Source organism: Brevibacillus antibioticus (assembly GCF_005217615.1).
Taxonomy (GTDB): Bacteria; Bacillota; Bacilli; order Brevibacillales; family Brevibacillaceae; genus Brevibacillus; species Brevibacillus antibioticus.
The window spans coordinates 1879560-1893121 of the sequence record NZ_SZNK01000001.1 but is presented as its reverse complement, the minus strand read 5'-3'; the positions used below and the strand labels follow the sequence as shown (position 1 = coordinate 1893121).

Annotated in this window: 10 protein-coding genes and 1 pseudogene; 9 read left to right on the top strand and 2 right to left on the bottom strand. The window is 43.3% G+C overall.

Features of this window, described 5'->3' with window-relative positions; all coding sequences use genetic code 11:
- The first annotated feature begins 130 nt into the window (after positions 1-130).
- The 6 genes from E8L90_RS08615 (at position 131) to E8L90_RS08590 (ending at position 6075) form a co-directional block, all read left to right on the top strand.
- Entirely contained in the window at positions 131-850 is a 720-nt protein-coding gene (locus E8L90_RS08615) for a lipoprotein BA_5634 family protein (protein ID WP_137028953.1), read from the top strand.
- A 26-nt stretch (positions 851-876) separates the two neighbouring features.
- A complete protein-coding gene (locus tag E8L90_RS08610) occupies positions 877-1563 on the top strand; it encodes an ABC transporter ATP-binding protein (protein WP_137028951.1) in 687 nt (228 codons plus the stop codon).
- A gap of 24 nt (positions 1564-1587) precedes the next feature.
- A complete protein-coding gene (locus tag E8L90_RS08605) occupies positions 1588-3576 on the top strand; it encodes an ABC transporter permease (RefSeq protein ID WP_137033343.1) in 1989 nt (662 codons plus the stop codon).
- Between the two features lie 53 nt (positions 3577-3629).
- Entirely contained in the window at positions 3630-4328 is a 699-nt protein-coding gene (locus tag E8L90_RS08600) for a response regulator transcription factor (RefSeq protein ID WP_137028950.1), read from the top strand.
- Between the two features lie 4 nt (positions 4329-4332).
- Positions 4333-5568: a sensor histidine kinase gene (locus E8L90_RS08595; RefSeq protein ID WP_137028948.1), complete on the top strand. Its 1236-nt coding sequence runs from the start codon at positions 4333-4335 to the stop codon at positions 5566-5568.
- Between the two features lie 87 nt (positions 5569-5655).
- Positions 5656-6075 (top strand): ribosomal maturation YjgA family protein, encoded by a 420-nt coding sequence (locus E8L90_RS08590; RefSeq protein ID WP_244297181.1) that lies wholly within the window; start codon positions 5656-5658, stop codon positions 6073-6075.
- A gap of 326 nt (positions 6076-6401) precedes the next feature.
- Here E8L90_RS08590 and E8L90_RS08580 read toward each other — a convergent pair whose 3' ends face one another.
- The gene (locus E8L90_RS08580) at positions 6402-7589 is read right to left on the bottom strand and encodes an MFS transporter (RefSeq protein ID WP_137028942.1); all 1188 of its coding nucleotides are present in this window, start codon (positions 7587-7589) and stop codon (positions 6402-6404) included.
- 27 nt (positions 7590-7616) lie between these two features.
- A complete protein-coding gene (locus tag E8L90_RS08575; protein ID WP_137028940.1) occupies positions 7617-8174 on the bottom strand; it encodes a PadR family transcriptional regulator in 558 nt (185 codons plus the stop codon).
- A 342-nt stretch (positions 8175-8516) separates the two neighbouring features.
- Here E8L90_RS08575 and epsC point away from each other — a divergent pair.
- The 3 genes and pseudogenes from epsC to E8L90_RS08560 all read left to right on the top strand — a co-directional run.
- A pseudogene (gene epsC / locus E8L90_RS08570) lies at positions 8517-9017 on the top strand (serine O-acetyltransferase EpsC); the annotation flags it as partial.
- A gap of 77 nt (positions 9018-9094) precedes the next feature.
- Positions 9095-10108 (top strand): SagB/ThcOx family dehydrogenase, encoded by a 1014-nt coding sequence (locus E8L90_RS08565; protein WP_137028936.1) that lies wholly within the window; start codon positions 9095-9097, stop codon positions 10106-10108.
- A gap of 149 nt (positions 10109-10257) precedes the next feature.
- Positions 10258-13548 (top strand): non-ribosomal peptide synthetase, encoded by a 3291-nt coding sequence (locus E8L90_RS08560; RefSeq protein WP_137028934.1) that lies wholly within the window; start codon positions 10258-10260, stop codon positions 13546-13548.
- Positions 13549-13562 lie beyond the last annotated feature (14 nt).

Here is a 13562-nt window from a genome sequence, read left to right as displayed (position 1 = left end):
TATTTTCCCTCATCTCCATTCTTACTAAAATGTAAGAAAGAAGGTCAAAATCGTTAGACAAGAGTCATTCAATTGCAGGAAAGTCTCGTTTATAATCCAGACATAAATAGTTTATAAGGGAGCAGTTAAGATGAAAAAAGTAATAGGTTTCTTGGTGGTTATTGTTATTTTTGCAGGGATTGGATTCGGAGTAAAACGATTTGTAGAAGGTCCATCACAAGCGGTCGATGGCGTGCTCGTTATTGGCACAGAAAACGATGCGAATAAGGTCAAGGAGTTGTATAAAGAGAACACCAAACAGACGATTGACTACAAAATGAAATTGGTTACAACGAAAAAAGTGACGAAATTGTCAGAGCAAGATCAGAAAGAAACGGGTCAAGAATTTGAAACAAGAGATATCAAGTATTCAGTTGTTACTCGATCCACAGCTGAGCAATTCGTCAAAAAGGGGATTCTCAGAGCTAGACAAGATCCAGACAGCTCATCCATTATTTCAGACCCTGTCACCAGCATCAAACAATTATCGAATGGTCAAAATCTGTTTTACTCTTTAAGTGATTATGAAATGAAGAATAACCAAATCGATTTGAACGGCCAGATGGTACCTGTTGCGTATGTGAAACATCAGATGTGGATCGGGTATATTCCACAAGCTGATCTTGTTATTGTTGACGACCAGACTTACAACCAATTAGCCGAAGCAGAGTCTACGCTCTCCTTGATCCAGTTTGAAAATCGAAGCTTCGATTATAAGAAGAAAGATAAGGTGAACCAGGTCTTACAGGAAATCGGGGACGTATATGCAAATAGCGAAGACAAAGTAAACTTCGTAGACGTACAAGATTGAGTTTGAGTGATGAGAGGATGAGCTGTGTGGAAGTTGTACGAATGGAAAACGTGGTGAAAAGTTATGGGGAAGGAAATAGCAGGGTGGATGCCTTAAAAGGGATTCACCTGTCGATTCAGCAAGGAGAGTTTGTTTCCATCGTTGGTGTTTCCGGCTCTGGTAAAAGTACACTGCTGCATATTTTAGGCGGGTTGGATCGTCCAACTTCAGGACAAGTATTCATTGGGGATCATAATATTTACGATTATACAGATGATGAGCTTTCGATATTTAGAAGAAGAAAAGTCGGGTTTATTTTTCAATTTTTTAATTTGATCCCGGTATTGAATGTCCAGGAAAATATCGCGTTGCCCACGTTATTGGATGATGAACCGATAGATATGACGTATTTGGATGAACTGATTGAAATCCTGGGTCTCCATGAACGAAAAGACCACTTGCCTTCCGAATTATCGGGCGGTCAACAGCAACGGGTCTCCATCGGCAGAGCCTTAATGAATCGGCCGCATTTGATTTTGGCGGATGAGCCCACAGGTAATCTGGATACACGAAATACGAAGGAAGTCATGGATTTATTACGATTGACTGCCAGGAAATACAATCAAACCATTGTCTTGATTACGCACGATCTTGCGATTGCTTCGGCTTCTGACCGGATCATCACGATAGAAGACGGTACGATCATTTCAGACCAACGGCTTGCTGCGAATTAGTCAAAAGACTGGAGGAGAATGATTTTGGTCAGCAGCTATAAACAATTAAGCAGCAGGTATTTAAAGGGGAATATGAAACGAACAATTTTGACTTTGATCGGAATCATACTCTCTGTAGCATTAATTTCCACAGTCGGCCTTTTTATGAAAGGATCACAACTATCCCAAATCGAGAACGTCAAGAAGTTAAACGGCTTTTCTTTTCATATCGGTATTTCCAATTACGATGAAGCACTAGTAAACAAAATCAAATATAATCCCCAAATAGCTTCGTATGGTTTGATGTCTCAGGGCGGGATCGTTCCGGTTGGAGATGGAGATGTTTCTGTTCAAAAGAATTTCGCTGATCATAGCGCCATGGAGTTTTTAACCTACAGTCTCGTTGATGGCAGATTACCAGCCAATGACCGTGAAGCAGTTGTCGATTCATGGACGCTTCCTTATATGAAAAAGGGTCTGCAGATCGGCAACTCATTTGCATTCGATGGTCAAACCTATCAACTGGTTGGTTTACTGGATAATCGCGCGTTCACTCAGAAAAATAAAGTGGGCCGTTTCCTAACCTATAAACATGATTTTGCTATGGGAGAGGGTAGGATCTTAGCCGAAATAAACGAGAAAGGGAACTTTAAAGAGGTTTTAGAGGAGATAAAATCACTTACAGAAGACGAGAATCTGGTTATCAATGAAGAATTGATCAAAGTTTTGAAACCGGGATCGAATCAATCGATTTTGGCCGTGCTCGTCATCGCCATCAGTATTGTTGTGATCGCGACAGTTGTTGTGATATACAACGCTTTTCAAATCAGCGTCGTAGAGCGAATGAAGCAGTTTGGCTTGCTCCGAAGCATCGGCGCTACGCGAAAGCAAATTAGACAAATCGTGATGAGAGAAGCTGCTGTGCTGGCTGTTATCGCCATACCGGTTGGACTTGTATGTAGCATATTGGCAGTTGCTGCTCTCCAATCCATTTTCTCGCTCATTTTAGAAGATGGTGCAGATGTTTCTTTCTTTCATATCGATTGGCGGATTTTATTTATCAGTTCAATCATTACGCTGACGGCTGTACTAGCGTCCAGTTATTATCCGGCTTATTTTGCGGGCAGAATATCCCCACTGCTGGCCATCAGCAGCAGGTTGTCCATTAAAAAAGAGGCGATCAAAAAACACAAGAATATCGTGCTGAGAAAGCCGTTATCTTTTCCCTTGAGCCTAGCCTTGAAAAATGTCAAAAGAAATAAAAATCGTTATACCATTACGATTCTATCTATCATTATATCCAGTGTATTGTTTATTACTTTCTCGTCTATGATGGATATCGCATTTGCATCCAAATATATGAAGGGCTTATCCACGAAATCAGATCTATCCGTCTATCTGGAACAAGATCATGAAAATTTTTCAGCAGAACGCCAGCAAATTTTGGCGCTTTTGAAGTCTGTTGAAAATGTATCCGGAGTGAAGGAACAGGACCTCCGTTTTGAAATCGATTTGAAGGATAAGACTCAATCACTTGCAACTGTTGCTCACATCGAGGAGTCTATTGGCAAAAAACACGCCATTACCATTGTGAATTACACCGATGAGAATAAAGTGAAGAAAGATTCGGAGCTCGTCATAAAAGTGCTGGTATACAGTTTTATCACAGTCATTTCTTTGATTGGCAGTCTCAATATCCTGAATACGATTACGATCAGCATCATCATCAGACGAAAAGAACTCGCTGCGTTAAAATCTATAGGCATGTCACAAAGGGATTTGAAAAGAATGATCATCTATGAAGCGCTGATTTACGGTTTTTCTGGAAGTTTGCAAGGGATCTTTTTCGGTTGTATACTTTCTTATATTATCTATTTGGCGGCTTCCGGTGTCTTGAGGGTTGAATGGACGATCCCGTACAAAGCTTGTCTCATTACGTTTGTTTCAGCTTTGTTCATCAGCTTTTTATCTGTTCTGCTACCACTGAGAAAAATCCAACAAGATAATCTTATCGATGTGATCAGGGAACAATAATAGAATGGGCCTGGCTATTTTATAGTCGGGCTATTCGGATTGAGAGGACAACCTTGCATAAAATATTGCTTGTGGAAGATGATGAGGCGCTTGGTCTAGCCATCGAATTTTCATTGAGAAATGAAGGTTATGCGGTAGTCAGAGCCTCTAGTGTAAAAGAAGCGAAACACCAGTTTGATCATCATACTTTTGATTTAGCGATCCTAGATGTTGGCCTTCCAGATGGAAATGGCTATGATTTATGTCTGCATTTCAAAAAACAAAACGATTCATCGGTTATTATTTTCTTAACGGCCTTGGATGAAGAAGCAAATATAGTCATGGGCTTAGATATTGGCGGGGACGATTATATAACGAAACCTTTCCGAGTCAAGGAATTCATGTCCAGAGTGAAAGTGCAATTGCGCAAACGTAGCAGGTTGGAAAATTCCTCTATCACCTTAGCATCTGAAAATATAAAAATAGATACGAATCTCGTCAAGGTTTATAGAAATCAGGAAAGCATTCCATTAACCAATCTTGAATACAAGCTTCTGCTAACTTTCATGATGAACGCCCATAAAGCACTAAAAAGAGATGATCTCCTGATGAAAGTATCGGAAGGAGAAGATGCTTTTTTTGATGAAAATACGCTATCTGTATACATTAAGCGTCTACGAGATAAAGTGGAAGATGACCCCAAAAATCCGGAGTTTATCGTCACCCAAAGAGGATTAGGTTACCGGTGGAATAAGGATGTGAGTAGAGAGTAAGATGATGAAGAATACCGAATGGAAAGGGTATATGACGGTACTGGCCGTTCTGTTATCTCTAGTTACTATTTACCAGTTTATTGCACACCAACTGTTTTATGATGCTTTGAAAAGAGACACCATTACAACCTGGGGTGAGATTACAGCTAGATTGGTTGAACAAAATCCAGAGAATGAAGCGGAAATTATGAAAGTCTTAACAAGTCACGCATCTTATTCAAGTGCATATCAGGAAAAAGGAAGAGAGATTTTTAGGCAGTATGGATTATATGAAGATTTGGAATCAGAGCTTTTTCCCTTATTAAATAAACATATTTCCAGCCATAATCAATTGATTTATTGGGGATTGTTTTGTTTCGGATTGATGCTGCTAGGTGCAAGCTATTTGCAACACAAGATGGTCTTTCATAAAATTAGACAACTTACTTCTGCAGCTAAAAAAATAATCGTTGGGGACTACACGGTAGTCATCAATGAAAATAAAGAAGGGGATCTTGCTAAACTAGCGGCTTCCTTTCGTTCCATGAAAGATATTATTCGAAAAAGCATGCAGGATCTTCTGGAAGAGAAAGAGTTTTTAGCACAAATGCTGCAAGATATCTCCCATCAATTAAAAACGCCGCTTTCAACGATATCCATCTACAATGAAATGTTGTTGAATGCAGAACTGCCTCGCCAGCAGCAAGTTCAACTCCTGCAAAATAATGAAGTTCAAATTTCCAGAATGAATGTCTTAATTCAAAATTTGTTAAAGGTAGCAAAAATCGACGCGAGAGCTATTTCATTTGATAAAGAGCCAGCTAATTTGGTGGAGACGATCGAGGAAGTTTTGGATCGCTTGACAGGCATGATCAGTGATAAGCATATTGCGATTAACTGGGATGCGCCGAAGGAAATCGTCGTTGCCCACGATAAACTATGGATGCAGGAAGCTTTGTTGAACCTGCTGAAGAATGCGATCGAGCATTCCAAACCCAGCAGCCCAATCATGATTCAAATAAAAGATACGCCGATCTATACGGAGTTGGTGATTCAAGACTTTGGAGAAGGAATTGTACCTAAAGATTTATCGCATATTTTTGATCGATTTTACAAAGCAACAGGATCTAAAAAACATGATTCGACAGGGATTGGGTTGGCGTTAGTCAAAGCCATTATCGAAGCACATCATGCCTTGATTAAAGTAGAGAGTGAGAAAGATAGCTTTACAAGATTTACGATTACTTTCATGAAGTTTTAAGTACCCTTATCAAAAAATTCATAAAGAAAAGAGGAAGATTGATGGTGTATGCACAAAGCCGAATGGAAGGACTACCGGACGATACCTATGGGCATATGTAACAAGCGCTCCACGTGTCGATGGAGAGCCAGGGTCGCGTATATCGTGGCCGTTTTTACTGTCATGGCTTTGGGCCTAGGGTCCAGAGCGTTCGCCGATGTGTTGCCTGTCTTTGTAGCTGAGCATTTTGGCGATGCATTATGGGCTTGCATGATCTACTTCGGCTTTCGCACTTGTTATGCTCATAAAGAGATTTCTTTCTCGCTGTGGTGCAGCCTCGCGTTTTGCTTTGCGATCGAGGCCAGCCAATTGTATCAGGCCGATTGGATCAATTCCATCCGGGAGACAACTCTTGGGGCGTTGGTATTAGGAAAGGGCTTTTTGACAGCGGACCTTGTGCGGTACACTGCGGGAGCTGCCGTCGCTGCTCTGCTCGACCTAGCTTGGCATTGGCGTAAGCGCTTGTGATTTTTGGCGGATGTCCGATTTATTCAATCTTTTAGCCGCCGAGGAGGGATCATGTTGCAGCAGATCTTTAACGATATGATTAAGCAGGACGTAAAGCCGTTCCTTAATCTCATCTACATGTTCAACTTCCAAAAATCTGCTGGCAATGCAGCGGAGTGTCACTTCAGAGCAAGAATGGGGGAAATTGTTGAGTCTGTTCCCAGATCGATTCTCGATCAGGCGTCGTGTATACTTCAATCCGAAGACCGGGGATCGCTATTACAAAGTGGAAAAAGAAGCAACGCTCTCATACAAATAGACGGCCAAAGGCCGCCTGAAAGATTCCTTTATCTGCTACCAGTAGGTGTGCGAGTGGTCACCAAAAGATAAAACATATAAATCAGGACCAGTCCTCCAAGACTTGCATAGGCAATTTGTAAGTTTGCCGCTTGTGTCAGAACGCTACTGGCCAGAGGTCCAATCATCATCCCAATGGAATATGCCGTATTATAGATCGCAAAGGTAACGCCATAGGAATTGACACCGCTTTTCTGGGCAATATCGGCAAGCTGCGGAAGACATGGAGCAAGCACCATTCCCATGCTAATACCGAGAAGAGCAAGCATACCAGCCTGCATCCATATGGCATCAGGTAGTGCGGTCAAAGGTAAAAAGATTGCTACCATGACAAGCCCAATTAAAATGGATTTGACATGACCGATCCGTGTAGAAAAAGAACCAATAAACGGGGTGGCTAGACCATAGGCTAGAGTTGGTATCGCAAAAAGCAGACCGATGAATCCGGGTGAAGCCTGGAACACTTTTTGCAAATGCAGAGGGAGAGTAGGCTCCAAAACACTGGGTACTGCCGCACCAATCACAACAACACCTGTAATTATCAGCAGTTGCCGATTCCGTAGTACCCCAAAAGAAGAAGTGAATTTCTCAGATTTTGTCTCAGGAAGATTGCGCAATAAGGTGAGGAATAATATTCCAAGGAGCACTGCCAACCCCGCGGCGAAAAGAAACGGTGTCTGATAACCCCCAAGTTCATATAGCCAACCTCCTGCAGAAGGCCCCATGAGTGTTCCGGCAGCTTGCCCGGACAGAGCGATACCCATCGCTTTTCCTCGTTCTTCCGATGGATAAATGTCGGCCAAAAGAGCAAGACCCGCTGTCCATGTTACTGCAGCAGAAATGCCCTGCATAGCTCGTGCGAGGACAAGCAGCCAGAAATTATCGGCAAACGAGAAAAGCAATGTGGCACCTGCAAGTCCAAGCAAGCCCCAAAGCATCGGCCCTCGTCGTCCGATTCGATCTGAGAGCGCCCCAAATATCGGGGTTGCTACGAACAACGTAATAGCATAACTACTGAACAAGAGACCAATTTCTGTTTGTGAAGCACCAAGCGAAGAGGCGTATCTGGGTAAAATGGGGACAATCATACCATAGATTAGCATGTCAATGAATACAGCCAATCCAACGACAAACAAGGCGGATTTTTGCATACGAGCAGTGCTCCTTGCCAGCTCCATCTTAACTCCTCCTAAGCGATTTAAGATCTACTTTATGTGGGAACCAGTCTGCTTTAGCGTCAAAAAGTCTTCCTTCAGTTTATTGATAAAGCCCATCTGTAGCTCGCATTGCTCATAGATGTTTTGGAAGATGTACAGAACATTTTGCGGGATTTCCATAATCTTGGCTTTTTCCTCCTGACCTGCTTTCATGTCCTCATAAACTTTTTCGATGGCCTGCTGCTGTTTTTCCAAGGCGAGGATAATGTCATCCAACTCAGCTTCATCCATAAAGGTTAATGCGGTGTATAAATCTGTGGGAAATGACACAGATGAGTTCTGAAAGGCGTTCACCAGCAAGCGTTTTAACTCTTGTTTTCCTTCTGCTGTAATCGAATAGATTGCCTTGGAACGATTCCCGGTTTGCTCCAGCGTTTCCAAAGCTACAAATCCCTCCTGATCCAGCTTCTTTAATGCATGGTAAATCGAAGCAGGCTGGACATAAGCCCACTTATCTGTTTGAGCCGATATCATTTTCTGCTGTATCTCATAGCCGGACATCGGTCCAGATTTTAATAAAAGTCCTAGTACCATAGCTCTCGTCATGTTTGCACCTCACCATCTTCCTAAATATTTAATATTAAATGTTTAGTATCATCTTCATTCGAATTCTAACATTATCCAGGGAGGCATGTAAAGCCCTTATTTCTGATAAAATGGAAAATATACCCATTTACAAAAAGAATAAATAGAAGCAGAGACGCTGTTTAATTGTAAAAATTTTACTGTAAAATATTTACTTTTTAATAATTGCGTAGTAGAATAATGTCTGGATTAAATACTATACATTTAGTATTCATATTTTTTTACTAAAGTATGAATTCTAAACGTTTAGGATTTTCAAAACAAATGGAAAAGAAAGGGGATGGCGATCTCTGAGGAGCAAAAATTGCAGAAGTCGAAAAGGTATGGGTAACGTATTATAAGGACCCAGCAGCCAGAAACACCTTGGAGATTATTCTTTGTTACCCCGGCTTCCATGCCCTTTTGCTTCACCGTATTGCTCATGCCTTCTATGAAAAAGGTTTTTTTCTCGCAGGGCGGATGATTTCTGTGCGTAATCGTTTTCTAACTGGTGTTGATATTCATCAGCGAGCAAAGATCGGAGAGGCTGTCTTTATTGATCATGGTATGGGCATTGTTATTGGGGAAACCACAGAAATCGTTAATCATGTGACGCTCTATCAATGTGTCACCCTCGGAGGAACTGGCAAGGATACAGGTAAAAGGCATCCCACTATCGGCAACAACGTCATCATCAGTGCAGGAGCAAAAGTACTGGGACCGATCAGGGTAGGAGATAACGCCAAAATTGGAGCTGGAGCAGCGGTCATCCTGAAGGAAGTCCCTCCTAACTGCACAGTCGTTGGAGTACCTGGTAAGATCGTTCGGTGTGAGGAGCCTGCCCCTGTAGTGGCGAGCCTTATATCAAGATGAAAAAATTATGAGAAGAGGGGATAAAGGTCATGCAACAACAAGTAGCCAAAAAAATGATGAAACCTTTCTACGAAGATTGCGATTACTTTTGGTCGCCTTCCGTCAGGTGGGAACAGCAGGGTGAGGAAATCTGCATTGAATCGCTTTCTTATTCAGGTACTGTACTGGCATTGTTTCCGACGTTTTATTATTTGACACAAAAAGGAATCAAGATTCCCGATCTCATTTCAAGTTTTCCTCAGGTAAATCCCAATCATGTCGCAGATTTTGTACGTGACTTGATCACAAATCGCATTTTGGTTCATTCGCTTCTAACCCCGCAAGAGATCTATTATCCCCAAGAACATCTCATCTTTCATCCGTACTCGCCAGAAACCTTTCTTGATCCGGCGAAATACGAGGCATTTCGGCAAGAAAAATTGTCTCGATCTTTTCCTCAAACATCCCAAACCAACGTCCCTTTGGCAGAGAGTGTGTTTCCCGAGGTCATTACAAATCGTAGAACCTGCCGTCACTTTGAAGAAAAGAAAAAGGTTTCCTTCGATACCTTTTCCAGTCTGATTTCCGTATTCAAACAATATCGATGCGAGAACGAAATTCACTACTACTATGCATCAGCTGGCGGCCTTTATCCAATTGATCTGTACATCTATATCAAAGATCATCGTGTAGAAAATGTGAAGGCGGGGCTTTATTACTTCAACCCGATTGAAAATATCCTACAAATGGTCAGCAATACTTGCGTAATTACTGAGGATGCGCATTACTCCATGAATAAGGAGATCTTTCAGTCATCTGCGTTTTCTATCTATCTCATTTATAACGCGGAAGTGACGATGCCGAAATACGGTGGAATGGGGTATTTCTATGCTGGGATTGACAGTGGCATCATGGTCCAATTATTGACCCATGTCGCCGGAATGCATCAGGTAGGGGTCTGTTCCATTGGCGATATAAATTTCAGAAGGATACAAAAATACTTTAAGTTATCCCCCAGGCAAGTGCTCATTCACTCCATTGAAGTGGGCTTGCAGCCGCAATAAGAAAGTAGCTGATAGTGGGCACTTCCCTTATTGATTTTAGCAAGGAAATCGATCGGGTTGACTGATCTGAAGCAGGATGAGATGAACGAATCTACGATATTCTACTGCAAAGCTTACAGTAAGCATTTTGAGTGAGGCGGGTGAAAGACATGAAGACTTTTTCCAAAGACCATGTACAAGATATCTATTCGCTCTCACCGATGCAGGAAGGAATGCTCTTTCATGCATTGGCAGATACAGAGGATACCTCTTATCAAGTGCAGATCGTCCTGCCTGTTGCAGGTGATCTAGATGTAACGGTACTAGCGAAAAGCTTCGAATTACTGGTCCAACGCCATGATGTACTACGCACCACATTTTTACATGAACAGGTAAAACACCCGATGCAGGTCGTCCTCCGTGAGCGACCGTTAATGATACAAGTTCAAAAACCCCCTGTCGAATCAGTTGATTTTCCCGTAAAGGAATGGGCAGAGCAGCTAATCAGGAAGGACCGCGAGCGTGGTTTTGATCTTACAAAAGACCCTTTGATCCGCTTGATGATTATTGAGAAAGGGGCAAAGGAATGGACACTCCTGATCAGCTTCCATCACATTCTGATGGACGGGTGGTGCGCGGATATCATTTTGGATGATCTGGTGAAGATCTATCATTCATTATTGACCAGGACGCCAGACCACTTGCCTCCCACTCAGCCATACAGCCACTATATGAAATGGCTATGGAAACAAGATCGGGACAGTTCGCTCGAATATTGGCAGAATGAATTGCGTGGTTATGAGGAAATCGCCACCTTGCCAGTAGGGAGCAAGCTACGAGATGTTTCCTCTGCTTCTGGAGAGTATGATGTGTTCCTAGATCTAGCGGTAACACAGCGGCTTACACATATCGCCCGACAAAATCAGGTGACTTTGAGTTCCGTGTTCCAAGCGATCTGGGGGGTGGTATTACAAACCTATAACGACCGCACTGATGTTGTCTTTGGTACGGTGGTAGCTGGACGTCCAGCCGAGCTTTCTGGGGTGGAAAGGATGGTTGGGCTCTTCATCAACACCTTGCCTCTGCGCGTAAAAAGGGCACAAGAGCTGATATTTCAGGAGTTGTTGCAAAACATTCACGAACAAACAAGGCTAGCTAAAAAGCATGAATATGTGCCTTTGTCCGAGATACAGCGTGTAACATTACGGGCTCCCCTCTTTGATCATCTGTTGGTTTTTGACAACAGTCCTGCGAACCAAACGTGGAGAAGGCAGTGGCAAGAGGACGGTGTACATCCAGGCGAGAAGCGTGTCATTGAACATACCCATTATCCGCTCAGTATTACGGTCATGCCAAAAGCCGATCAACTAATGCTCCGCCTAATCTACCGCCAAGAGCATTTTTCGAGCGAGGATATCCAACGCATCGCAGGTCATATCCAAACCGTTGCCGAGCTTGTAAGCCTAAATGTCTCGATAAGTCTCGATGAGATCGAAATGCTTACCGCTGAAGAAAAACACCACTTTCTAGCAGAAAAGAACCGGACGAATACGAATTACCCCAGACACCAGACGGTCGCTGATCTATTTGAGCAACAGGTGAAAGAAGTGCCGAAACAGGCCGCTCTTGTATACGGTCAAGAGACGCTAACCTATGAGGAGCTTAACCAGCGGGCAAACCGGATTGCTCATCAGCTTCAGCAAAAAGGGGTCCAGCCTGACGAACTGATCGGGCTTTTCACAGAGCGCTCTCCCACTATGATTGCCGGAATTTTCGGTATTCTTAAAGCAGGCGTTGCATACGTCCCGCTCGATCCGAGAACTCCTCCTGAACGGCTTGGCATGATCTTGTCTGACGCCAAACCTAAAATGGTACTGATCCAGAGAGAAATGTTGGAGAAATGGAGGGAGGTCGAAGGAGGGATAGAGCATGAAGAGATTTTTCAGGTGCTTGTGCTGGAGGATTTGCTTGCAGCGACGAATCCTGAGTGGAATCATAATCCCTTACGCACTTGTCAACCTGATCATCTCGCCTACGTGATGTACACCTCTGGCTCGACCGGGAAGCCCAAGGGTATTTTGACCCAGCACTTTAATGTAACCAGGGTAATAAAGACCACAAATTATATCGAAATCACGTCGGACGACACAATCTTGCAATTGTCCAACTTCGCTTTTGATGGCTCCACCTTTGATATTTTCGGTGCGTTACTAAATGGCGCCAAGCTTGTGTTGCTTGATCATGAGACACTTCTCAATATGACCGGTTTGCTCTCGCAAATAAAAGAGCAGGGAGTGACCATTTTTTTCGTAACGACAGCCTTGTTCAATACACTGGTAGATCACAATATCGAAAGCTTTTCCGGGGTGCGCAAAGTGCTTTTCGGCGGAGAACGAGTCTCTCTGCGCCATGTCCAAAAAGCACTTGCATATATGGGCAAGGGAGCACTCCTGCATGTATATGGGCCAACGGAGAGTACAGTCTATGCTACCTATCATGCGGTGGACGAGATAGACGAGGCGCTTGGAACTGTCCCGATCGGTGTGCCACTTGCCAATACGCAGGTGTTTATCCTCAACAAGAAAAATCACTTACAGCCCTATGGCGCCATTGGGGAGCTATGTATTTCCGGGGATGGTCTGGCTCGCGGTTATCTGAACAATCCCGAGCTTACCGTCGAGAAGTTTGTCCCACATCCCTTTTACCCTGGGGAGCGGATGTACAAGACAGGGGATTTAGCTCGCTGGTTGCCTGATGGGACCATCGAATTCATTGGGCGGGTAGACCATCAGGTGAAGCGTAGAGGCTTTCGCATCGAGCTGGGGGAGATCGAACATAGCTTGCTGCAGCAGGAAGGAATAAAAGAGGCGGTAGTGATTGATTGGAAGTCGACTACAGGATTGGATCAACTATGTGCCTATTTTGTAGCGAATCACGCGGTAGATGTCCAAGAGCTACGTGACCAGCTAGCGAAGTCCCTTCCGTTCTATATGCTACCATCTACTTTTCACCAAATGGCTTCTCTCCCGTTAAACATAAATGGCAAGGTAGACCGTCGTGCTCTGCCGGAGCCAGACTGGGAGGCCTTACAAAACCAAGCGTACATGGCTCCACGCAATGAAACAGAGCAACAGCTTGTCCAAATCTGGCAAAAAGTGCTGGGAATCTCTCGGGTTGGCCTCATGGACAATTACTATCAACTAGGGGGAGATTCGATCAAGGCGATCCAGATATGCGCACGCCTTCGTGAGCAGGATGTCATGATTCAAGTAAAAGATTTGTTTAATCAACCTACTATTGCAGGTCTCTCTTCTTTTTTACAAGGAAATCAGGCTCATGCTGCAGAGCATAGCGCAAATGTCGATAGTGTTGACACGACGCCTGTTCTACTGGATGAACTGGGTCTGTCCCTAGATGAAATGAAAGAATTAGAAGAGGAATTAAAAGTCACTATTCAATAATCATGGGGGTAAAC